At 58.0% G+C, this 23,676-nt stretch carries 20 protein-coding genes; 12 read left to right on the top strand and 8 right to left on the bottom strand.

Going from position 1 to position 23,676, the window contains the following annotated elements; genetic code table 11:
• Positions 1-138: 138 nt before the first annotated feature.
• The 8 genes from ATE40_RS13015 (at position 139) to araD (ending at position 9,066) form a co-directional block, all read left to right on the top strand.
• On the top strand, positions 139-1,092 hold the full coding sequence (locus ATE40_RS13015; RefSeq protein WP_063919723.1) for a LysR family transcriptional regulator: 954 nt from the start codon (positions 139-141) through the stop codon (positions 1,090-1,092).
• Positions 1,093-1,377: 285 nt separating this feature from the next.
• Positions 1,378-2,445 carry an erythritol/L-threitol dehydrogenase gene (locus ATE40_RS13010; protein ID WP_016927009.1) on the top strand — a complete coding sequence of 356 codons (1,068 nt, stop codon included), beginning with the start codon at positions 1,378-1,380 and terminating at the stop codon, positions 2,443-2,445.
• Between the two features lie 135 nt (positions 2,446-2,580).
• A complete protein-coding gene (locus tag ATE40_RS13005) occupies positions 2,581-3,498 on the top strand; it encodes an ABC transporter substrate-binding protein (RefSeq protein WP_015378502.1) in 918 nt (305 codons plus the stop codon).
• Between the two features lie 53 nt (positions 3,499-3,551).
• Positions 3,552-5,042, top strand: a complete 1,491-nt coding sequence (locus ATE40_RS13000; RefSeq protein WP_063919722.1) for a sugar ABC transporter ATP-binding protein — start codon at positions 3,552-3,554, stop codon at positions 5,040-5,042.
• Complete coding sequence (locus ATE40_RS12995; protein ID WP_015378500.1) at positions 5,039-6,028, top strand: ABC transporter permease; 990 nt, start codon at positions 5,039-5,041, stop codon at positions 6,026-6,028. Before ATE40_RS13000 ends, ATE40_RS12995 begins: the two co-directional genes overlap by 4 nt.
• An 8-nt stretch (positions 6,029-6,036) precedes the next feature.
• Entirely contained in the window at positions 6,037-7,524 is a 1,488-nt protein-coding gene (locus ATE40_RS12990) for an FGGY-family carbohydrate kinase (protein WP_063919721.1), read from the top strand.
• Positions 7,511-8,380, top strand: a complete 870-nt coding sequence (locus ATE40_RS12985; protein WP_063919720.1) for an L-ribulose-5-phosphate 3-epimerase — start codon at positions 7,511-7,513, stop codon at positions 8,378-8,380. Before ATE40_RS12990 ends, ATE40_RS12985 begins: the two co-directional genes overlap by 14 nt.
• Positions 8,374-9,066: an L-ribulose-5-phosphate 4-epimerase gene (gene araD / locus ATE40_RS12980; RefSeq protein ID WP_063919719.1), complete on the top strand. Its 693-nt coding sequence runs from the start codon at positions 8,374-8,376 to the stop codon at positions 9,064-9,066. Before ATE40_RS12985 ends, araD begins: the two co-directional genes overlap by 7 nt.
• Before the next feature lie 6 nt (positions 9,067-9,072).
• Here the strand turns inward: araD and ATE40_RS12975 are convergent, their stop codons facing one another.
• Positions 9,073-10,077, bottom strand: a complete 1,005-nt coding sequence (locus ATE40_RS12975; protein WP_063919718.1) for a LacI family DNA-binding transcriptional regulator — start codon at positions 10,075-10,077, stop codon at positions 9,073-9,075.
• Between the two features lie 592 nt (positions 10,078-10,669).
• Between ATE40_RS12975 and ATE40_RS24255 the strand changes: the two genes are divergently transcribed.
• Positions 10,670-11,860: an SIR2 family NAD-dependent protein deacylase gene (locus ATE40_RS24255; protein WP_071892020.1), complete on the top strand. Its 1,191-nt coding sequence runs from the start codon at positions 10,670-10,672 to the stop codon at positions 11,858-11,860.
• A complete protein-coding gene (locus ATE40_RS24250; protein WP_071892017.1) occupies positions 11,857-13,680 on the top strand; it encodes an ATP-binding protein in 1,824 nt (607 codons plus the stop codon). Before ATE40_RS24255 ends, ATE40_RS24250 begins: the two co-directional genes overlap by 4 nt.
• A 263-nt stretch (positions 13,681-13,943) precedes the next feature.
• Here the strand turns inward: ATE40_RS24250 and ATE40_RS12970 are convergent, their stop codons facing one another.
• Positions 13,944-14,858, bottom strand: coding sequence for a LysR family transcriptional regulator (locus tag ATE40_RS12970; protein ID WP_063919717.1), 915 nt, complete (start codon positions 14,856-14,858; stop codon positions 13,944-13,946).
• 107 nt (positions 14,859-14,965) lie between these two features.
• On the opposite strand from ATE40_RS12970, the gene ATE40_RS12965 reads away from it, so the two are divergent.
• Complete coding sequence (locus tag ATE40_RS12965; protein ID WP_063919716.1) at positions 14,966-16,273, top strand: serine hydrolase domain-containing protein; 1,308 nt, start codon at positions 14,966-14,968, stop codon at positions 16,271-16,273.
• A 210-nt stretch (positions 16,274-16,483) separates the two neighbouring features.
• On the top strand, positions 16,484-16,705 hold the full coding sequence (locus ATE40_RS25045) for a DUF6434 domain-containing protein (RefSeq protein WP_063919967.1): 222 nt from the start codon (positions 16,484-16,486) through the stop codon (positions 16,703-16,705).
• A 249-nt stretch (positions 16,706-16,954) separates the two neighbouring features.
• Here ATE40_RS25045 and ATE40_RS12955 read toward each other — a convergent pair whose 3' ends face one another.
• The 6 genes from ATE40_RS12955 to ATE40_RS12930 all read right to left on the bottom strand — a co-directional run bounded on the left by ATE40_RS12955 (position 16,955) and on the right by ATE40_RS12930 (position 23,609).
• Positions 16,955-18,160 (bottom strand): DUF4236 domain-containing protein, encoded by a 1,206-nt coding sequence (locus ATE40_RS12955; RefSeq protein WP_025160194.1) that lies wholly within the window; start codon positions 18,158-18,160, stop codon positions 16,955-16,957.
• Positions 18,161-18,643: 483 nt separating this feature from the next.
• Positions 18,644-19,723, bottom strand: coding sequence for an LPS export ABC transporter permease LptG (lptG, locus tag ATE40_RS12950; RefSeq protein WP_063919715.1), 1,080 nt, complete (start codon positions 19,721-19,723; stop codon positions 18,644-18,646).
• The gene (gene lptF, locus ATE40_RS12945) at positions 19,720-20,790 is read right to left on the bottom strand and encodes an LPS export ABC transporter permease LptF (protein ID WP_063919714.1); all 1,071 of its coding nucleotides are present in this window, start codon (positions 20,788-20,790) and stop codon (positions 19,720-19,722) included. The genes lptG and lptF overlap by 4 nt, the downstream gene beginning before the upstream one ends.
• Positions 20,791-20,818: 28 nt before the next feature.
• Complete coding sequence (locus ATE40_RS12940; protein ID WP_063919966.1) at positions 20,819-21,385, bottom strand: YtfJ family protein; 567 nt, start codon at positions 21,383-21,385, stop codon at positions 20,819-20,821.
• 20 nt (positions 21,386-21,405) lie between these two features.
• Positions 21,406-22,275 carry a hypothetical protein gene (locus ATE40_RS12935; RefSeq protein WP_063919713.1) on the bottom strand — a complete coding sequence of 290 codons (870 nt, stop codon included), beginning with the start codon at positions 22,273-22,275 and terminating at the stop codon, positions 21,406-21,408.
• A complete protein-coding gene (locus tag ATE40_RS12930; protein WP_063919712.1) occupies positions 22,272-23,609 on the bottom strand; it encodes a lipopolysaccharide biosynthesis protein in 1,338 nt (445 codons plus the stop codon). Before ATE40_RS12930 ends, ATE40_RS12935 begins: the two co-directional genes overlap by 4 nt.
• Positions 23,610-23,676: the final 67 nt, after the last annotated feature.

The following is a 23,676-nucleotide window of genomic DNA, read 5'->3' as shown; positions in this document are numbered from 1 at the left end:
CACGATCTCCGGCAAAGGGCCCCGGCTAACGGGCGGTAAACGGGGCAGAGAGGTTGGTATCGAGACTAGCAAACTCCGTTTTTGTCGGGTAGCCGCCGTTCGGTTATGCTGACAACCTGTGATTGTCAGGAGGTGAACATGAAACTGCATCAACTGCAGGCGCTGGTGGCCAGCGCCGACAGCGGCAGCATTCGCGCGGCGGCGCGGCATCTGGGGCTGTCGCAGGCGGCGGTGACCCGCGCGCTGCGCGAACTGGAACAGGAGCAGGCGCTGCCGCTGCTGATCCGCACGCCGACCGGGCTGGGCTTTACCCCTTACGGCAAAACCTTGCTGGCGCACGCGCGGCTGGTGCTCAACCAACTGGAGCAGGCGCAGGGCGAAATGGCGGCGCTGCGCGGGAGTGCGGCGGATCTGGTCAAGGCGGCGATTACCCCCTGGCTGATGCTGACGGTGCTGCCGCCGGCGGTGATGGCGTTTCGCGGCAAGATGCCGGCGGTGCGGCTGGAACTGTCGGAAAGCCTGATGGCCAACGCCCAGTCGCAGCTGCGCGAGGGCACGATGGATTTCGCCATCACGCCGCTGCCGGCGTCGTCGGCGCCGCAGGAGTTTCACTGCGAGCCGCTGCTGGAGTATGAAACGGCGTACATGGTGCGGCGCGGCCACCCGCTGGCGCACAGCACCTCGCTGCATCAGCTGCTGGAGCAGGATTGGGTGATGAGCTATACCCAGGAAAGTTTCGATGCGCTGCTCGACGAGGTGTTCCACCGCCACGGCGCGCGCCTGCCGCGCCAGCGCATTATCCAGGCGCATTCGTTCGGCATGCTGCAAGCGTTGGTGGAGTCTGCCGAGATGTGTACCTGGTGCCCGCGGCCGATCGCCGCGCTGCCGCAGTTCGCCTCCCGCGTACAGCCGCTGGCGCTGCGGGAGAGCTGCCAACCGGCGCAGCTGAATATCGTCACCCGGCGCAACAGCATTCTGAGCGCCGCCGCCCATGCGTTTATCGACACGCTGGTGCGCACCCTGCGCCAGCAGGTGCGATCGTCGCGGCCGGAGGATCGCCAGATCTACGATCGCGTGCGCCTGCTGATTTAGCGGATCTGCCTGGATCGCCGATCCCGTAAATGGGATCGCGATCCGCATTTGTAGCATTTTTAGCCGCAATGTTAACGATATGTGATTTTGCTCAAATAATTATTTTTGCAGCTTTGGTTATATGTCGCTCTATGTTCACGTTGTCATTTTGAGTTTTCCTGGATATTTGATGATTAATCAATTGAAATTTATCACTTTATAGCGTTTTTTGTTTTTTGTTAGATAAAAATGACAACGTCAACATTTAGATTTTTCAAGTATTTAACGAGTGTATTGGAGGAGTGGATGAGTCAGTTGCCGGAAAAAATGCGCGCGGTCGTTTGCCACGGCCCGCAGGATTATCGTTTCGAACAGGTGCCCACGCCGCTGCCGAAGGCGCGCGAGCTGGTGATCAAGGTGGAAGGCTGCGGCATCTGCGCCGGCGACTGCAAGTGCAAGAACGGCGCGCAGATGTTTTGGGGAGAGAATCCGTGGGTCAAACCGCCGGTGGTGCCGGGGCACGAGTTCTACGGCCGCATCGCCGCGCTGGGCGAGGGCGCGGAAGGCAAATACCGGATCGGCGAGCGGGTGATCGCTGAGCAGATCGTACCGTGCTGGGAGTGCCGTTACTGCAAATCCGGCAGCTACTGGATGTGTGAGACGCACAACATTTACGGCTTCCAGAAAGACGTGGCGGAAGGCGGTATGGCGGAATACATGCGCTTTTCCGAGAACGCCATCGTGCACAAGATCCCGGAAAGCCTGAGCCATGAAGACGCGGTCTTGATCGAACCGATGGCCTGCGCCATCCACACCGTGGCGCGCGGCGACATTCAGCTGGACGACGTGGTGGTGCTGGCCGGCGCCGGGCCGCTTGGGCTGTGCATGGTGCAGGTGGCACGCCTGAAGACGCCGAAGAAACTGATCGTGATCGACGCCATCGACGAGCGGCTGGCGCTGGCGAAGGAGTTTGGCGCCGACGTGGTGATCAACCCGCTGAAGGAAGACGCCGACCAGATCGTCAAATCGCTGACCGGCGGCTACGGCTGCGACGTCTACATCGAGGCCACCGGCGCGCCGATCGGCGTCACCCAGGGGCTGCAGATGATCCGCAAGCTGGGCCGCTTCGTGGAGTTCAGCGTGTTCGGCAAGGAAACCACCGTCGACTGGTCGATCATCGGCGATCGCAAGGAGCTGGACATTCGCGGCGCGCACCTGGCGCCCTACAGCTATGAGATCGCCATCGATCTGTTCGAGCGCGGGCTGGTGACCTCCAACGGCGTGGTCACCCACAGCTATTCATTGAACGACTGGGACGAAGCCTTCGCCCTGGCGGACTCGACCGACTCCATCAAGGTGATCCTGGTTCCATGACCCTCCCGCCGTACCGCTGTTGCAGTCACGATCGCCGGCCCGCTCGCAATGGGGGGCCGGCCGGTCGGCCAAACGTAAAGACATGCTGTTGCTCTGATAACCACAACAAGAAGCTTCCCTACAGGAGAATTGGCTATGTTTTCATTATTCAAAAAGACCCTGCCTTTTATCGTCGCCGGTGGAATGTTGGCGGCCAGCCATGGGGCGCTGGCCAAGCAAATCACTATCGGTATGTCGTTCCAGGAAATGAACAACGACTACTTCGTCACCATGAAGCAGGCGCTGGATCAGGCGGCGGCGGATATCGGCGCCAAGGTGTACGTGGCCGATGCGCGCCATGACGTCGCCAAACAGATCGGCGACGTGGAAGACATGCTGCAGAAGAAGGTGGACATCCTGCTGATCAACCCGACCGATTCGGTGGGGGTGCAGTCGGCGGTGATCTCCGCCCATAAGGCCGGCGCGGTGGTGGTGGCGATCGACGCGCAGGCGGAAGGGCCGCTCGACTCGTTCGTCGGCTCGGAAAACTACGACGCCGGCTTCCAGGCGGGTGAATACCTGGCGAAAGCGCTGGGCGGCAAAGGCAAGGTGGCGATCCTCGACGGCATCCCAGTGGTGCCGATCCTGGAGCGCGTACGCGGCTTTGAGGCGGCGATGAAGAAATACCCCGACATCAAGATCGTCACCAAACAAAACGGCAAGCAGGAACGCGACACCGCGCTGACCGTCACCGAAAACATGCTGCAGTCGGCGCCGGATCTGGCGGGCATCTTCAGCGTCAACGACGTCGGCGCGCTCGGCGCCCTGGCGGCGATCGAAAGCAACGGCGCCAAGGTCAAGCTGGTGAGCGTCGACGGCCAGCCGGAAGCCATCAAAGAGATCCTCAAGCCGAATTCGCCGTTTATCGCCACCTCGGCGCAGTTCCCGCGTGACCAGCTGCGCATCGCGCTCGGCATCGCGCTGGCCCGCTACTGGGGTGCCACGGTGCCGAAAACCGTGCCGGTCAAAGTGAAGCTGATCGACCGCAGCAATGCGGCCGGCTTTAGCTGGTAACAGCGGCAGGTTCGCCCCGCTGCGGCGGGGCGTTCGGTGCGGAGGGTAATGCGGTGACACCTTTACTGGAACTGAAGCGAATAAAAAAGAGCTTTCCCGGCGTGAAGGCGCTGGACGGCATCGACCTGGCCATTCAACGCGGCGAGGTGCACGCCTTGCTGGGTGAAAACGGCGCCGGCAAATCGACGCTGGTGAAAATCATGTGCGGCATCCATCAGCCGGACGAGGGCGATATTTTTATCGACGGCGAGCAGCGCCGCTTTAACAACTATCGCCAGGCGATCGAGGCCGGGGTCGGCATTATTTTTCAGGAATTCTCGTTGATTCCCTACATGAGCGCCATCGACAACATCTTCCTCAACCGGGAGATCAGGAACCGCTGGGGCCTGCTGGATCGGCGGGCAATGCGGCGCAAGGCCGAGGCGATCTTCAAGCGGCTGACGGTGGCTATCGATCTCGATTGCCCGGTGGAGCAGCTGAGCGTGGCGCAGCAGCAGTTCGTTGAGATCGCCAAGGCGCTGTCGCTGGAGGCGCGGGTGCTGGTGCTGGACGAACCGACCGCCACGCTGACGCCGGGCGAGGCCGAGCACCTGTTCAGCGTGATGAACGATCTGCGGCTGCTGGGCGTCGGCATGGTGTTTATCTCGCACCACCTGGACGAGATTTTCACCATCTGCGATCGCATCACCGTGCTGCGCGACGGCAGCTACATAGAAACGCTGGCCACCGGTGACACCAACGTGGAGGAGCTGGTGCGGCTGATGGTCGGACGCAAAATCGAGAACGCCTTCCCGGTGAAACAGCACCCGGTCGATACCGCGACGGTGCTGCTGGAGGCGGAGATCCAGCGCGAGAAGCACGGCGCGACCGACCGCTTCCACCTGCACAAGGGCGAGATCCTCGGTTTCGCCGGGCTGGTGGGCTCCGGGCGCACCGAGACCGTCTCGGCGCTGATCGGCGCCAGCCGCTGCCACCGCAAACGCGTCAGCCTCGGCGGCCAACCGGCGGCGCTGCGCTCCCCGGCGCAGGCGCTGGCGCAGGGCATCGGCCTGCTGCCGGAGAGCCGCAAAACCGAGGGCCTGGTGCTGCCGTTTTCGGTGGCGCAGAACATCACCCTCAACCGACACCACCGGCGCAGCAAGATCTTCGTCAGCGCCCGCAAGGATCGCGACGTGGTGCAGCGGCTGATCCGCGCCGTGGGGGTGAAAACCCCGGACGCCGAGACCGCCGTCAGCACCCTGAGCGGCGGCAACCAGCAGAAAGTGGTGATCGCCCGCTGGCTCAACAACGACTGCAACATCCTGATCTTCGACGAGCCGACGCGCGGCATCGACGTGGGCGCCAAGGCCGAGATCTACCAGCTGATGCAGCAACTGACCCAGCAGGGCATCTCCATCATCATGATTTCCTCCGAACTGCCGGAGATCATCGGCGTGTGCGACCGCGTGCTGGTGTTTCGCGGCGGCCACATCGTCGCCGAGCTGACCGGCGACGACATCGAATCCAACCACATCATGCTTCACGCGACCGGGAGTGCCTTATGATCGGAATTGAACAACCCGCCGTGGCGCGCCGCGCCGCCGGCCCCAGCCTCGGCAAGCGCTGGGAAAAACTGCTGCATCACCCGGCGGTTTTGCCGTTTATCGGCTTCGCTGTCCTGTTCGTGCTGATGAGCCTGCTGAACGACAGCTTCCTCAGCGTCAACAACCTGACCAACGTAGCGCGCCAGGTGTCGATCAACGCCATCATCGCGGTGGGCATGACCTGCGCCATCCTGACCGGCGGCATCGATCTCTCGGTGGGGCCGGTGATGGCGCTGGCCGGCTCGGTCGCCGCCGGGCTGATGCTGGCGGCGGTGCCCATCCCGCTGGCGATGGTGGCCGCGCTGGCGCTCGGCGCGCTGTTCGGCCTGGCCAACGGCGCCTGCATCGCCTACCTGCGCATGCCGCCGATCATCGTCACTCTGGCGTCGATGGGCATCGCCCGCGGCCTGGCGCTGCTCTATACCGGCGGCTACCCGATCTCCGGCCTGCCCGACGTCTTCTCCTTCTTCGGCCGCGGCACGGTGCTGGGCATTCAGGTGCCGATCCTGATCATGCTCGGCGTGTACCTGCTGGCCTGGCTGATGCTCAACCAGCTGCCGTTCGGCCGCTACGTCTACGCGATGGGCGGCAACGAAGAGGCGGCGCGCCTGAGCGGCATCCGCGTGCCGCGCTACAAGATGCTGGTCTACGTGATCAGCGGCCTGACCGCCGCGCTGGCCGGGCTGGTGCTGACCTCGCGCCTGATGAGCGGGCAGCCCAACGCCGGCGAAGGCTTCGAGCTGGACGCCATCGCTGCCGTAGTGCTGGGCGGGGCGGCGATCTCCGGCGGGCGCGGCGCCATCGTCGGCACGCTGGTGGGGGCGATGATGCTCGGGGTGCTCAACAACGGCCTCAATCTGATGAACGTATCGCCGTATATCCAGAACGTGGTGAAGGGCGGCATCATCCTGGCCGCCATCTACCTCAGCTCCGTGCGGCGCAAATAGGAGGCGCGATGGCAGTCTTTCTTGGCATAGACGTCGGCGGCACGGTGATCAAGGCCGGGCTGTACCGGGCAAGCGGCGAAGAGCTGGCGATCGCCGAACGCGACGGCGCGGCGATTGCCGCCCAGCCGGGCTTCAGCGAACGCAATATGGATGCGCTGTGGGATGACGTGTGCGCGGCGATCCACCAGACGCTGCATGCGGCGGGGTTGGAAGCCGGGCAGGTGCGCGGCGTCAGCTTTTCGGCGCACGGCAAAGGGCTGTACGCCATCGACCGCCACGGTAAACCGGTCGGCAACGGCATCCTCTCTTCGGACAACCGCGCGGCGGCAACAGTGGCTGAGCTGCGCCGCGCCGGCGTGGACGCGCAGAGCTACCCGCGCAGCCTGCAGCCGCTGTGGCCCAGCCACCCGGCGCTGCTGTTGCGCTGGCTGAAGCAGCGGCAACCGGCGCAGTACGCCGCCGTCGATCGCATCCTGATGGCGCACGACTACCTGCGCTTTCGCCTCACCGGCGAGGCGGCGGCCGAAGTGACCAACATCTCCGGCAGTAACCTGTTCAATCAGCACAGCGGCGCTTACGATCCGGCGCTGATGGCGGCCTTCGGCATTGAAGAGGCGCAGGAGAAGACCGCGCCGGTGATCGGCTCGGCGCAGCTGGCCGGGCGGGTGACGGCCGCTGCGGCGGCGCAGTGCGGCCTGCGAGCGGGCACTGCGGTGTACGGCGGCCTGTTCGACGTGGTGGGCGCGGCGCTCAGCTCCGGCGTGGCCGACGATCGCACGCTCAGCGCGGTGGCGGGCACTTGGTCGATCGCCACCTGCGTGACCGAGCGCATCATTCCCGCCGATTACCCCTACGCCTGGGGGCGCTATTGCATCGACGGCCGCTATTTCGTGCACGAAGGCAGCCCGACCTCGGCCGGCAACCTGGCCTGGTTCCTGCGCCAGTTCTGCGCCGACGACCGGCAGCGTTACGCCCAGTTCAACGCCTGGGTGGCCGAGCGCCGCGAGCAGCCCAGCGGGCTGCTGTTCCTGCCTTATCTGTACGGCTCCAACCTCGGCGGCAACACGCCGGGCGGGCTGATCGGCCTGAGCGCCCACCACGAGATGGCGGACGTGGTGCAGGCGATCTACCAGGGCATCGTGTTCTCGCACCTGATCCATCAGGAACGCATGGTGCAGCTGAACCCGCGCATCGAGCGGGTGCGCATGACCGGCGGGCCGACGCAGTCCGAGGTGTGGATGCAGATGTACGCCGACGCCGGCAACCTGCCGCTCGAGGTGGTGGAAACGCGCCAGAGCGGCTGCCGCGCCGCCGCCTTGTGCGCCGCCGTCGGCGCCGGGGAGTACGCCGGGTTCGCCGAAGCGATCGCCGCCGCGCCGCCCAAACTGCGTTGTTATTATCCCGCGACCGCCGCCCACCGGCGCCTGCGCGCCCAGCAGGCGCGCTATCTGGCGGTCGCCCAGGCTTTGAGTGAGGTGACTGATGCAAACGACTAACGCCGCCTGTCTGGGGCTGTATGAAAAGGCGCTGCCCGCCGATCTGGACTGGCCGCAGCGGCTGGCCACCGCCGCCGAGCTGGGCTTTGAGTTCGTGGAGATGTCGATCGACGAACAGCCGGCGCGCCAACAGCGGCTGGACTGGGATCGCCGCCAGCGGCTGGCGTTTATCCAGGCGCGGCTCGACAGCGGGGTGACGGTACCGAGCCTGTGCCTGTCGGCGCACCGGCGCGATCCGTTCGGCAGCGCCGACGCCGCCACCCGCGAACGGGCGCGGGTGCTGATGAGCAAGGCGCTGGAACTGGCGACGGATCTCGGCATCCGCAACATCCAGCTGGCGGGCTACGACGTCTATTACGAACCGGCCGATCGCCACAGCCGCGAACGCTTTATCGAGGGCATGCAGTGGGCGGCGACGCAGGCCGCCAGGGCGCAGGTGATGCTGTCGGTAGAGGTGATGGACACGCCGTTCATCAACAGCATCAGCAAATGGCGCGACATCGCCCGCCACGTCAACAGCCCGTGGTTCACGGTGTATCCCGATCTCGGCAACCTCAGCGCCTGGGGCAACGACGTCGCCGCCGAGCTGGCGCAGGGCATCGGCAGCATCACCGCCGTGCACCTCAAAGACACCGTGGCGGTGGGGCCAGGCAGCGCCGGGCAGTTCCGCGACGTGCCGTTCGGCGAGGGTTGCGTGGATTTCGCCCACGCCTTTTCCGTGCTCAACGCGCTCGGCTATCGCGGCCCCTACCTGCTGGAGATGTGGGCGCGCGAAGACGGGCAGGACAAGCAACGCATCGCCCAGGCCAAGGCCTGGATCGAACAACAAATGAATGGGGGAGGCATCGCATGCTGAACGAACTCAAGCGGCAGGTGCTGGCCGCTAACCTCAGCCTGCCGGCATACGGGCTGGTGACCTTTACCTGGGGCAACGTCTCGGCGATCGATCGCGAGCGCGGGCTGGTGGTGATCAAGCCTTCGGGCATCGCCTACGAGGCGATGACGCTGGCGGATCTGGTGGTGGTGGATCTGGAGGGCAAGGTGCGCGAAGGGCACCGTAAACCCTCATCCGATACCGCCACCCACCTGGCGCTGTACCGCGCCTTCGCTGATATCGGCGGCGTGGTGCACACCCACAGCCGCAACGCCACCATCTGGGCGCAGGCCGGGCAGCCGATCCCGGCGCTGGGCACCACCCACGCCGACTACTTTTACGGCGACATTCCCTGCACCCGGCCGATGAGCGAGGCGGAGATCGCCGGCGACTACGAGGGGGAAACCGGCAAGGTGATCATCGAGACCTTCAATCAGACGGGGCGCGATCCGCAGCAGGTGCCGGGAGTGCTGGTTTACTCCCACGGCCCGTTTGCCTGGGGCAAGGACGCGGCGGATGCGGTGCACAACGCGGTGGTGCTGGAAGAGGTGGCGATCATGGCGATGGCGACGCGCCAGCTGGCGCCGGCCATCGCCCCGATGCAGCCGGAGCTATTGGACAAACATTTCCTGCGCAAGCACGGCAAACACGCCTACTACGGGCAATAGCGCCCGTCAGCGATTCAACAGCGAGCCGGTGAAGAACTCTCTGCGCACCGGCAGCTCGCCGCGTGGGCTGTGAATGGCGCTGAACAGCAGCTCCGCGGCGATCTCCCCCAGTTTCTGCGTATCGTGATACACCCCCGGAATGTGCAGGCCGTAAGCACCGGCGCGCGGCGGTTCGTCGATCGAGAAGAATTTCACCTGCTGATAAAGCCCCATCTCGTGGCAGATGGCGATGGCGCCCAGCGTGATGATGCCATTCAGGCCGATGATGTAATCCGGGCGGTTCTCCGGCTGCGCCAGATAGGTGCGCACCTCGCTCTCTTGCGAGGTGAAATCGTAGTCTCCGTTGATGATATGAATCTCACGCCCGCTGCCCTGCAAGGCCGCGACGATGCCGGCGGTGCGTGTTAGCGTAATTTCCGAATCCGCCGGGCCGCCGATAATCAGCAGCTTCTGCTCCGGCTGCTCCGCCAGATAACGCCCGGCCAAAACGCCAATTTCGCGGTTATCGAGGAACACGCCGCTCAGCTGCTGATCGTAAAGATCGCGGTCGATCAGGATCAGCGGCACGCTGTACACCTCGGCCAGCTCGAGATAGGCGGGGCGGTAGCGCTTGTCGTCGCGCACCGCCGACAGCAGGATGCCGCGCGCCTTGTAGCCGAACAGCGCCTGAATGGCGCGCATTTCCGCCTCTTCGCTGCCGTCGGTGTCGAACAGCATGATCTGATAACCCTGCTGACGCGCAATGCGCGACACGGTCTTGATCAGGCCGGAATAGAACGGGTTGTACATGCTGCTGGTAACGATGCCGATAATCTGGCTGCTGCTGCTTTTCAGCCCCTGCGCGAAGGCGTTGGGCACATAGTTCAGCTCTTTGGCGATGGCGTGAATGCGCTCGCGGGTTTCCGGCTTGACCAGCTCGGGCTTATTGAAGGCGCGGGAAACGGTGATATTGGTCACCCTGGCGCGGCGAGCGATATCCACGATAGTGGCATTGGGATTGGCTTTCGACACCGTCTTTCCTTGCGTTATCGGCCCAGGCCGAACATGGCGGAGAACACACCGTTAAGCGAAACGATCACCATGACGCAGCCCATCAGCAATGCGGCATTGATACTCGCCACTATAGGGGGGAGTTGGGGGGGAGGGAGTTGGGGGTGGGAAAATAACGGAATGGAAACGAAATTAATAATTCATTTATTTATTAATTACGGATTAAATGATTTTTATGTGGCTATATTTTGTTGGCGGTGAATTTGATAAGGTGCTTCACGTGGCCGAAGTTAGGTATCAATGACTACTTTGTGCCATGCGTGGACATCCCTTACTCCCTTGCCAATTTATTAATGCCTTCAATGTTCCTCGTTTTTGTATCTAGATGCTGCTATTGCGTATAAGTCGGGTTGATTTTTTGTCGCTAGCACAGGTATCAACTGTACCGATAAGTAGTTGTAATTTTGAAATGGTTAATGTAGTGTCCTGTACATTAAACGCACAAAAAAGTTGGTCTGTACTTAATTACGGGACGAACCGTTGAATAAGTGTTAAATATACTCACGTATGCGCCTAATTAAGTATTCTAGTCGCAATGAATTGAGGGGGAATTATGGAAGAATTTGATAAGAGGTTAGAAAACATAAAGCAGCTTTTAAGTTCTCAAAGTAGACAAAGTTGGCTTTTTGGTGCTGGTATAAGTTTTGGCTCAAAAATACCTTTAATGTATCCATTGACCAGCCGCGTTGAAAGAATTATCGAAGAAGATTCCGGGGATAAAGAAAAAGAAATTTTGGCTGCTTTAAAAGCAGATCTATCTGATGACTGCCATGTTGAACACTACTTGAGCCATTTGGGTGATCTTTTAGCTATTGCGGATCGTTCAAGGAGCCAGTCTGCATATATTGGCGCTAACCGTTATACCGGTGAGGAGTTAAGGAAACTGTATCTAGAAATTATCAAGGCTATCGGCGGGATAGTCAGATACGGTTACGTCGCTGCCAATGCTGAACACACGATAGAGGAGGAGATTGGGAGCGCAGCAAACCCAATAGTTGAAATTGAGCCTCATTGTAAATTTATAAAGGCATTATTGATTAGTAAATTGAACCTAGAACAACGTTCAAAAACTACATTTTTCACTACTAATTATGATACTTTGCTCGAGGATGCCTTAGCTCTACATAAAAAAATAGTATGTGATGGTTTTTCAGGTGGAGCTGTAGGTTTTTGGAATGCAGAAAATGAATTCTCGAATGCAGCTTTGGATTCAAATACATACCATCTATATAAATTACATGGTTCGATAGATTGGCACAGAGATGATGACTTAGGCCTGGTGCGTGCGAGATATGGAACTAAATATTTGTCAAACCCCGCAAATATAATGATTTACCCTCAGGCAACAAAATATATTGAAACACAAAAAGACCCGTTTGCTAGTTTATTTTTGGGTTTAAGAAAAACCCTAATGAGTGGGCAGCAAAATACATTGATTACTTGTGGTTATAGTTTTGGTGATGACCATATTAATGCTGAGATTGAAAGCGCATTGCGAAGTGAATCTAATCAAACGACGGTGATTGTATTTATTAAAGAGTCACCAAAAAATGGAATCGTTATTAATAAGACTTTAGACGCTTGGCTGAAATGTCCGAAAATTAACTCTAGAGTGTATGTTGCAGGTGAATTAGGTATTTACCATAATTCAATAATTCCTTTGGCTGAGTCTGATAATAGCAAATATACATGGTGGCGTTTTGATGGCTTAACGCAGTTCATCAGCACAGGAGATATTCCATGAGTAATATTTTTCAATCACGGAAAGAACTAAAGGTAGGGAAAATTATTGAGGTGTCTGGCAATAATTTACGCATAGAGATTGATGAGGGCGTTAATGAGCTTATTCGTGCTGTTGACGGACAAGTTTATCCTGTAGGACAAATGGGCAGTATCATTAAAGTACATTTTGGTAGGAAGTTGCTATTTGCTTTTGTTCGGTCTCTTAAAATGAGATCTGAGTTGATTACTGAAGATATCAACAAACTAATTAACGCAGCAGATGATGCTCGTATCTTAGAGGTTGACCTCTTTGGTCAGGGAGTATGGTCTAACAAAAATAATCGACTTGAATTTTCTCGTGGTGTTGAAACTTACCCTTTGCCATTACAAAGTGCCTATATTTGCTTAAACGATGAACTAGAGGCTGTTTATAACGCAGCAGAATCAAATGCTCAAGATGAAGCAATTACACCCATGGTTCCAATTGGGAATTACATTGGTGGCAACAATGCAGTATGTAGAGCAAATATTGATAAATTGTTTGGGCATCACTTTGCGATATTAGGGTCTACAGGTTCAGGAAAATCTGGAACAGTGGCATCAATTTTACACTCTGTTCTAGATCATCGACCTGGAGACACCACATTAAAGCCAAAAATTGTCATGATTGATCCCCATGGTGAATATGCTAGCGCTTTTGGAAACAGGGCAAAAGTATTTCGTGCGTATAATGACGCATCTGCAGCAGAGGATGATGCTGAGTTATTGAAATTGCCTTATTGGCTGATGTCCAGTGATGAATTACGCTCGTTAATTATTGGTAAAACAGAACACGAAGCTACCTCTCAAAATAATATTGTTTATGAAGCAATCACCTATTCTAGATTGCTAGAGGCTGGCTACGTGCAAGATGTAGGCGCTGAACCAAACGGCGGATTAGAAGCCGCATTTGTTGATGGTGTAAATGAAGAACAGGTTTTGAATTTTGATAGAGACAAACCCGTTCCATTCAAATTGACACAGTTTGTTAAGCACATAGACAAGGTGCAAGGTCGCAAAGAAGGGAAACAGGAAAAACTAGCTGCATCATCGGGGCGTGATAAAATAGATAACATACTTAAAAAGCTAAAAGTCCTTCGCTCAAATCCCCAACTTAGTTTTTTGCTAAAAGAATATAGTGAAGCTGACTCTCCAAAACTACAGGATATATTGGCACAGTTTGTCGGTGAAGCAAATGGAAAAGATATTCGCATTATAGATATATCAGGGCTGCCAAATGAGGTGGCAGGACCATTAACTGCATTAATATCCCGTCTTCTTTTTCAATACAAACTCTGGCAAACGAGGGATGAAAGAGAGAAAGATCCCATATTATTTATCTGCGAAGAAGCGCACCGCTACGTGCCAAATCATGGTGAAGCTCAATATAAAGAGGCTCAAGATGCTATTCGACGTATTGCAAAAGAAGGGCGTAAATATGGATTAGGTCTGGGGCTTATTTCACAGAGACCATCCGATGTTGAAAGTACTGTTCTCTCCCAATGTAACTCTTGGATAGTACTTAGATTGTCGAATTCAAGTGATCAAGAGCATGTATCTAGGTTCTTGCCTGACAGTTTAAGCGGTTTAACTAAAATGTTATCTGCCCTTACAAGACGAGAGGCTATTTTTGTTGGGGAGGCCGCAGCACTTCCAAGCAGGATTAGAATTAGAGAATTATCACCTGATAGATTACCCAATTCTAATGATATTAAATTCGCAAGTGGGTGGTCGAATGATGCTACTCAAGATGCTGATTTAATGGAGGTTGTAAAGAGGTGGTGTGGAACTTCGGGTGAGTAATTCAATGTTGTCGGCAAGCAAAGCTTTAAGAATGTACTTATCGTCAAGGGGGCTTCACTCACGGCAAATTGCGGCTTTAGTGTCCGCTTTTTGCTAAAAGCAGCCCCTCAAATGCTGCCTATCAAAGCACTAAACTAGCGCCAGCAGCGCTGGAGAGACGGCGATGAGGGTCTCACTGGGGAAAACAGCAATCCACGCCAAAGAACGAACGAAAAAGTAACGCGGACGATGAGCCCTACGACCGTCTACCGGTAACAACACCGCTAATCTAGCAGCGACTTTTCACCCCCCTCAGCTCCTCGCCACAACCCCGGCAACAGTGCCAACGTCTCATCAATCAGCGCTCGCCGGTCATTGCCCGGCTTCCAGATGGTCACCATGGTTTGGCTGATCCCCTGGCTGCCCACTTCGGTGCGCAGCGTGCTGACGTTTTTCCACTGTTCCGCATGCATATGCGTCGGCAAGAACCCCCAGCCGCAGCCCTGTTCAAGCAGGGCGCGCAGCATCTCCAGTTCGTTGGTGAAGATAGTGTGCCCTGAAATTTGCAGGCGGCGCGCCACCGGTTCGTCAGAATCCGGGTGCATGATCACCTGTGGCGCGAGCGAGAGCTCCAGCAGCGAAAGCGGTTGTTCCGCGCCGGGAAAAAGCATTTTAGCGGCGTAGAAATCCATCTCTATCGCCCCTAAGGCGCGCCACTCCATGGCGTCGCCCACGCTGCGATGGCGCGCCTGGCAGATCCCCAGATCGGCCTGGCCGTTTGCCAGCAGGCTTTCTGCTTCTTCGCGTGAGGCGTTAATCAGGCTCAGGCGCGTGTTGCGTTGGGCCATAGCGGCAATCAGCGCCTGCAGCAACGCGCGGGGCGTAAAGGGATCGTAAACCAGCGAGATTTCCTGCGCCGCGCTCTTCGGCACGTCTTTGGCAAACGCCTCAAACGCTTTCACCTGCCGCATCAGCAGGTGCGCCTGGCGTTGCAGCTGTTCGCCCTCCGGCGTCAGGTGCAGGCTGCGCCCCTCGCGCAGGAACAGCGCATAGCCCAAGCCATCCTCGAGAAAATCAATCAAATCGCGCAGCGTCGTGCGGTCTTTGCCGAGCTTGAGCGCGGCTTTCGCCAGGCTGCCGTGCTCGGCCACGGCGGTGAAGGCTTCCAGTTGGGCAAAGGAATAAATCAGGCTGGGCACGCGGTTCTCCCGTCGATTTTTCGGGGGATTTTCCCCCATCAGGCGTTTTTTATTATAGGCCGCGTTTTTTTAAGCTGAACGCCTTCCTGAGCTATACGAGAAAAAATATGAAAAGCAAAGTGTTTAACCGCAGCCTGCTGGCGGGCGTTGTTATCAGTCTCTGCAGCGGCCTGTTGGCGCCCGCCGCGCTGGCCGCCTGTGCGGGCACCGAACTCAGCGCCTGTCCCGCGCCTTTCGATGCGCAATTGCCGGACACGCACAAGATGCTCACCTGGAGCCAGAGCGACCGGGTGGTCGGTTTTCGTAATGACTACCGCAACTATGCCGGGGATGTGTTTCACCACGGCAATGCCACGCCGCTGCCGACTGCCGCTAAACCTTTAACCGACGCCAGCTATCGGGTGAATGGCAAAACCTACCACCTGCAGGATTATCTGCAGCGCCAGAACGTCAGCGGCATGCTGGTATTGAAAGACGGCAAAATTGCCTGGAAATATCTGGGGCAGGGCAATACCGACGCCACGCTGTGGACGTCGCGCTCGGTGGGCAAATCGGTGGTCGCCACGCTGGTGGGCGTGGCGATTAAACAGGGCAAGATCCGCTCGCTCGACGATCTCATCACGCAATACGAACCCGATCTCAAAGGCACCGCGTGGGACGGTGTGACCCTCAGGCAGCTGATCACTCATACCTCCGGCGTGGCGTGGAATGAGGATTACACCAACCCGAAATCAGACTTCGCGCAGTTGACCGAGTGTGAAGCCAAACCCGGCACCTACGCCTGCGTGCGCAAGCTGGTGGCCGGTCTGCAGCGTGCGCATCCGGCCGGGCAGAACTGGTCTTACTCCTCCGGCGGCGCATGGCTGCTGGGCGACGTGCTGGAGCGCGCCACCGGCATGCCGCTGGCGACCTATCTGGAGCAAAGCATCTGGCAGCCGTACGGCATGGCGAGCGACGGCGTGTGGCATGCCTACGCCAAAGGCCAGCACGACGTGGGTGCGCACGGCTTTAACGCCACGCTGGAAGACTGGGGGCGCTTCGGCGAATTCATCCTGCATAACGGGAGGTTGCCGAACGGTAAACAGATCCTGCCGGAAGATTGGGTAGCCCAGTCGGCCAACTGGACACGGGCGGCGGGCTCGGTATCGGCGGCGCATCCTGACGGCATTTACGGCTTCCAGTGGTGGAACAATGAAGTGCCGGCGAATGCGGCTAACGTAGAACCCACTCCGCAGGCGTCCCTCAAGCATTCCCTGTGGGCGCTGGGGATCTTCGGCCAGATGATTATGGTCAATCAGGCGGAGAATCTGGTGATCGTCCAGTGGTCTACCTGGCCGCAGGCGGAGCCTTCTTTCAGCGCCCAACCGCTGGAGGCATCGCTGATGTTTAGTGCGATAGCCAAGGAATTGCGTTAATTCCACGGCGCGAACAGGGGCGGTTGCCACTCCGCCCCTGTTTGAAGGCGATGGCAAAAATGCGCTCGCACATATAACAGCGCGGAAATGGCGATCTGGGCTATGCTTTTCATCACATCCACTTTGCGCCGAAACGGGCGTGACAAAAGTGCGATAGGTCAGGCCAGGCTGAAGCTCTTTATCGAAAGGCTCTTCACAGGAGTGGGTAAATTGAAAATCGATTGGCATAGCGCATTGCTAACACGCGCCACGATCGTGGATAAAAGCTACAAAAATACGCAAAACGTTCGGCGTTTCATGGTTGAGGCGTGCGGAGAAGATTTTCGCTTCGATCGTGAATTTATGGCATGGATACGCAATGACATGTCAAAGACGTTAGGTGATGTCGCCGATGAGTGGCAGCGCAGGCACATCATCAACCCTGGTAAATAGGGTTCAATCTGGGGGCCGGTTGAGGGTATACCTACCTTCATTGCCAGGCAGATTGGCTTAGCACGTAAAGCGGAACCTTGCCCCTGTACTGTATGTGATGGCATTGTTCCGCTTGGTACTCTCCCTTGCCAAGATTGCCTCTAAACCAGCGCTTTCGCTAACCACGCCGATCAAACCGATAAAGCAGCGCCGGGATCAGCAGCGGCGGGGCGATTGAGGCTCTTTGGGGGAGAGCCCCCAAATATAGCGTTAGACTCTAACTAGCGACTCAGTTTGAGTGAGCGAGAGCTGATAGCGTTTCACTGCCTCTGCAAAGGCTTGGGCGGCATCGGCATTCGAGACCATATATTCTTCAGTTACACCCGTTTGAGACTGGAAAGTCATATTCCCATAAATACAAATAGGGATTTGATAGTTGTCTTTGAATCTGCGATCTGGCGAGCCATTTTTGTTCGTTTTAGCCCATGTATGCCCAGCTATACTGGCATCACTTGGAACGCCATCTTCTTCATGGAATCCGCGAGGTTCTGCACTAATTTGTAATTCGCGTAAGTCAATTAGAGCAAATGCCCCATCAGCGCGTGGCATGACTGCAACACCAGGGTAAAGCAAAATATCGTCACCATTGGCATTTTCAAACCGCATCGCTCGTCCTGTAAACTGTATGAGATCAGTTGAACTAAAATCGAAAGTAACCGGATGACGATTAACAGACCGTGTGGCTAACGTCCTTTCGGCAAACTGGTCTATAGCCTTATCAGCAGTAATATCCCATTTCTTGACGCTCGATTTTAAAACGTCGAATGCACGAACCATTGCGTCATAAGCTCTCTGTGAGGCATCGCTGCTTTCGAAAGTGATAGCAATTTTTGTACTGTCTTCCCAAGACACTAGGCGAGATATTTCTGCTTGGGTTTGCGGAAGTTTGATCTCAAGCTCTGCAATACGACGCTTGTAGAACAAACGGAACAGGCTTGATTTACGCCGAGCCAATTCGCTCTTTTGTTTTGACTCTTCAGCGATTGCCTCTTGTAAATCAGCTTTTACCTCAGCTCTTTGTTCACGTGCTTTGGCGAGCAAGTCTCGTAAAGGTAAAAGAGATGTGCTGGTCAGAACTTCAACAGAAGCGCTGGAGATTTCATTCATGCCAGCTTGAGGCATATAAATTTTGGCGTTTGAAGGAACGTTACCTGGCGCTGTCTCCGGTATTTCAAGATGAGTATCTGTAGCAGACGGATTCAGTGGATTGGTTACTGAGTGCTTGGCTCCGTAGGAAAAAGTAGGTGTTGTATAAGATAAACCAGAACCCGGTAGTCCTACGGTTGCTCTAACCCCTTTTTGCCCAACATTGACTGTTGCGCCAGGTACACCGATGCTCGCGCTTATTCCACGCTTACCAATATTGAGGCGAACGCCGGGGAAAAGAGTAAAGGTTTGTCTGAAGCGGAGAGACATAAGGTAATCCCTGTGTAGTAATACGCATCAAAGTCTGAAATTTTCTTTGTATGAACATTAAGTTGATACTGAAGCCTAATTCTTAGCCTATTCCAATGCTGACTTGTAGAAATTGATTATTGCTTCAAAAAATACAGCAATAAATTGGCTTCTTCATGCGTAATTCTCGCATTCAACGGGATAAATATCCATATGAATTATGGTGATGGTGATCAAAATTAACTTTCGAACAGTATTATTATGGCTGTTAATTATAATGATTAATCGCCAGGAATGTCTGTGCGTCTACCATGAAAGGTATTCTCTGCCTACATTCCCCATACGCCTCACAATGTGGCGGATAGGAGGCAGTTCACTCTGCTTGTCACTCATATCCGCCAGCACCCACCAAAATCTAGCGTGTGAACTCAGGCGCTGTGTTAACGCCGCTTGCGGACGAGTAAATCACCTGCAGCCCTTCCCATCATTCCACGGTTCTCACTCCTAACCCCGCCGATCAAACCGATAAACCAGCGCCAACGCCAACGCCAAAATCAGCAGCGGTGGAGCGAGGGCGGTGAAAGGCGCATTGAGGGCGAACAGCAACCCCAGGTTGAGGACAATCTGGTAAGCGATGTAGGTCAACAGCCCGACGATCACGCCGAGCGCTAACCGGCTGCCCATGCCGGGGGCGCGCGGGGCGGTGAAGGTAAACGGGATGGCCAGCAGAATCATCGCCAGCACCAGCAGGGGCTGGCCGATTTTTTTCCACAGCGCCAGGCGGTATTCGGTGCTGGGCTGCCCCGAGCCCTGCAGGTAATCGATATAGCGATCCAGCTGCTGCAGCGAGAAGCTGCCCGCCGGCAGGGTCAGCTCTTTCAGGCTCGGCACGGCGAACAGCGATCGCCACGGCAAGCTGTTTAGCCGCTCAATCGTCTCTTTCCTGCCTTGCCAGCTTTTTTGCATCACATTGTGCAGCAGCCAGCTGCCGTCGGCAGAGGTGCTGGCGCTTTCGGCGTATATGTAAGATTCCAGCGCGCGGTTGGCCTGATAACGGAAGATCTCAATGCCGTGGGGCTGGTCGTTCTCATCGACGGTTTTTACCGTCACAAATTCGTTGCCGCGCCGCGCCCACAGCGGGTTCACGGTCACGTCGTTAGCGTTCGACTGTGCCAGCGCGTTGTTTTTCATCTGCAGCGCGCGCTGCTGCAGCGGCGAGGCCGCCCATTCATCGAGAGCGCCGAGCGAGAGGTTCATCAACAGCCCGGCGGCGAGCATCACCAGCGCAATGCGGAATATCGACATCCCGGCGGAGCGGATCGCCGTCAGCTCCAGGGTTTTAGACAGCTGGCCCAGCCCAACGATGCCGCCGAGCAGCGCGATAAACGGCCCCAGATCGACCAGGCTGCGCGGCAGGGTCATCACGGTCACCAGCAGCGCCTGCTGCCAGCGGTAGCCGCCCGGGGTCACGTCCTCCAGCTCGTTGATCAGCGTGAAGGTGGTGAACAGCGGGATCAGCAGCCCGGCCGCGGCGGCGAAGCCGATGAACACGTTGCGGATCAGGTAGCGGCTAAAAATGGTCATCGGGCAGTTTTCCGCAGCAGGGATAGGTCGCGCGCCAGCAGCAGGGCAATGCCGACAGCCATCGCTATCGGCACCAGCCAGACGCCGGGGATCGTCGGCAGAGAACCGTTGGCCACCAGCGTGCGGCAAATGTTGCCGCCATAGAAAATCACGGTAAACAGAATCGTCAGGGGCAGCAGCGCGGCGTAGCGCCCCTGCCGCGGCTTGATGCGGCTAAAGGGGATCGCCAGCAGCACCATCAGCACGGTGGTCAGCCCGCGGCTTTCGCGCCATTGCAGTTCGGCGGCGTCACCCGGATCGGCGGAGCGTGCCAGTTCCGCCGGCGAGGCCGATTTATGCCGAGACTCGGCGCTGGGCACGAACGGTTTGAGCGCGATGTCGAAGTTGTCGTAGTTCTGCCCGTTGTCGTCGGTGCCCTGGCGATCCAGCGCGTAGGCGGTGCCGGTTTTCAGCCGCACGGCGGGGCTGGCGGGGGAGGCGTCGAGCACCTCCACCGACTGCGCGCGGTACAGGTTGGTGTGATGGGCGCCGCGTACGTAAATCAGGGCGTCCGTCAGGTGGTTGGCCGTTTTATCGACGTGATTGGCGAGGATCATGCGGCCGTTGCCGCTGACGTTGAATTTGTCGGCCTGCAGGTGGCTCACGTCCAGCACCGATTGCGACTGCTGCTGCAGCTGATAAATATTGGCGTACGCCCAGGGTCTGCCATACAGCGAAAGCAGCGTGACCGCTATCGCCAGCGGCACGGCCAGTATCAGCACCGCCTTGTACAGCCGCAGCGGGCTGGCGCCGGCGGCCAGCATGGCGGTGATCTCCGCATCGCTGTACATCTGGCTCAGCGCCACCGCCACCGAAACATACAGCGCGACGGGCAATATCATCTCCAGCGCGATCAACGATTTATAGAAAACCACGTCGGCCACCACCCGCAGCGCCAGCGTGCCGTTGGCGGCGTCGGTCAGGTAGCGTTGGGCGGAGTAGCTGGCGAACATGAAGATCAGAAACCCGGCGATCATCATTACCAGGCGGCGGATCTCAACCGTGATATAGCGTTCAATCAAAGACATGCGTTATCGGCTCCCGGCGGCGTGCGCGTCATGGCGTCTCTTGGTCGATCAGGGCGCGCAGCAGGGCGATCACCTGGTCAACTTCCTGCGGCGTGAGTGCGCCGTCCTTCGCCCACTGCACGCGCCCGGCCTTGTCCAGCACCACGATGGTGGAGCTCTCCTCCGGCAGCCTCCAGGCCATGCGCCCCAGCCCGTCGCTGTCGACGATGAACTGCGCCCAGGGGTAATGCCGCTTGTTTTTCTCTATCTTGCCGCGCACGAAGAAGCCGGAGCCCGGTATCGCGTCGTCGGTGTTGACGATGGTGGTGGGCTGGAAGCGATCGCCCGGCAGGTTCGCCTCCTTGACGGAGTTGATCAGCAGCGAGTTCTTCTTTTTGGCCGAGGTGCGCCCGGCGATGTACTGGATCACCCGCACCTTGCCCGCCAGTTTGGCGCTGTTCCACGGCCGGTAGTGGAAATCGCCGTCGCGCAGCAGCAGCTCGCCGCGATCGGCGATGGCGATCGGCGCCACCGGCTTGCCATGCACGAAGTTATGCGCAGGCGCCGCCAGCGGCGTCAGCAGCAGGGCGAGGGGCAGCAAGCGGCGTAACGTCATCATGGCTCTGAGCAACGCGCTTATCTGCCCGCCGCGATGGCCGGCTGGGAAAACGACAGCGGGAAGCGCGCCAGCAGCAGCTCCAGGCGCTGGCGGATGTCGATGTCCAGCGTCGCCGGCCGGTCATAGATATCGCCGCCGGCCAGCTTGTCCGCCACCATCACGTCATGCCGGTCGCCCATCAGGCCGTTAATCGCCGCCAGGAAGCGCGAGATCTGCCGGGCTTCGCGGTTGTCGGGATCGATCGATCTCAGCGTGTCGTAAAACGACACCTGCCGGCTGACGATTTTGCGCACGTCGTGGAACTGATGCCCGGTCAGCGCCGGGCTGGCGATCAGCGTCTGCAGGGAGCGCATCTGTTCCTGGCGGTAGGTGATAAAGCCTTGCGGGCTTTCCAGCCGGGTGTGGCGCAGCGCATAGCGCACGTAAGACCACACCGGCTTGCTGAGCAGCAGCCGCAGCAGGTTGCCGTACAGCGTCAGGTTCTTCTGGTTGCCGTTGCGAAATGCGTCCTGAAAATGGCCGAGCACCACGGTGGTGGTGTGGAACAGGCGGTTGGCGCGATGAGAGGCGCCGTACAGCTGCTGGGCGAAGCGCAGGTGCTTATAGCGGGCGCGAATATATTTGTAGCGCATGCGGGTGGCCGCCGCCAATTGCGGGTCTTGCAGGAAACCGTTCACCAGTTGCAGCAGCTCGCGGCGGGAAAAACCGTCTTCCCAAAACTGCAGGCACAGCGCGTAGTTGTCCCGGATGCTCTCGGGGGAACAGTGCAAATCAATCTGCTGCGGCAGGCTGATATTCGCCTCGACCAGATCGTCCTCTTCCACCGCGACAAACAGCGCCTGGGTGGTTTCGGTGGAGAACTTCTTCCAATTCGTGTTAGCGGTCATTGATTACTCTCTTTGGGCACATTCAGCCCCAACATAAAGCGATTGCGGTAGGCGCCGATCGTCGGTATCAGGGATAACAGAACGTCTAAACATTGCCCAAGTAAATAAGCGAAGGCGGCGCCCTGCACGCCGAAGGCGTACGCCATCGACACCAGCAGCGCAATGTAGGCCGCCGAGGCCGTCGCCTGCGCGATCAGGAAAGCGCGCTGCTTGCCCGCCATAAACAGTAAGGATTCCTGTGGGAAGCCCATCATCGAGACGATGATCGCGCCCAGCATGATTTGAATCAGGTCATAGGCTTCCAGGTATTGTTGCCCGAACACCGCGGAGATAAGCGGCTTGCCCACCAGCAGCATCAACACCGCCACGGCCAGGCCGATGCCGCCGGCCAGCAGCGAGGAGCGCAGGCCCAGCAGCCACGGCGTCTTGGTGCGCGGATCCAGGCGCATGATCTCCGGATAGAAGCTTTTCTCCAGCAGCTTGGCCGGGGTACCCGTCGCATCGAAGAAGGTCATGGCGATCTTGAACAGCCCGGCGGCGGCCGGCCCGAGCACCACGCCCACCAGCACCGTGGTACAGGAGTTGCGTGCGGCCCAGATGGTATGGGCGATGTTGGTGGTCCAGACGAAGTTCCAGGCGCCCTCGATGCGGCGTGCGACGTCGAACAGCCGCGGCCGCAGCGCGCCGTGGATATCGCGGCGGCGCAGTTCGCGCGCGGTGAACCACCAGAACAGCGTGCCGCCGATCAGGTTAGAGGCGTACCAGGTGACGATAAAGCCCGGGAACCCCAGATCGAAATAGTAGGAGATGACGCTGCCCACCGCCTGCAGGAACGGCTTGATCGCCTGCTGGATGGCGATGAGGTCGAAACGGTTGAAGGCGCGCAGCACGCCGGTCGGCGTGGATGAGGTCATCGACGGGATCAGCGTGCAATACAGCATGGCGAGCCAGAAGCTCTCGCTGTCCAGCCCCAGGGCGTGAGACAGGAACGGCAGCATGACCATGCCGCCCAGCACGGCGATGACGCCGCTGGCGATATCCAGCCCGAAGGAGAAGGCGACGACGTCGCGGAAGCGGCCGGTATTTTGATGCTCCAGCGCCGGGGTGCCGAATTGCACCACAAACTGCCAGGTCTGGAATTTGATGAAATCGCTGACCGCTTTGGTATAGGCCTGGATCACCACCAGCACGCCGAACATTTCAGGCGACATGCCTTTACCGGCGCAGGAGAGCGCCAGCAGGCCGAGCAGCGCGCTGGCCACGCTGCCGGAACCTAAATAGGCGGCGTTACGTAAAATGGAGCGAAACGCGCCATCGGAAAACCACCGTTTCATGACTCAAACCAACCGTTATCGTTATTTTTCTGCATCTTGTGTCCCGCAGTCATGCACTTGCCCTGTA

It is taken from the genome of Serratia surfactantfaciens, from assembly GCF_001642805.2.
Classification (GTDB): Bacteria; Pseudomonadota; Gammaproteobacteria; order Enterobacterales; family Enterobacteriaceae; genus Serratia; species Serratia surfactantfaciens.
The sequence above is the reverse complement of the archived record's forward strand: the minus strand, read 5'-3'. Positions and strand labels throughout refer to the sequence as shown.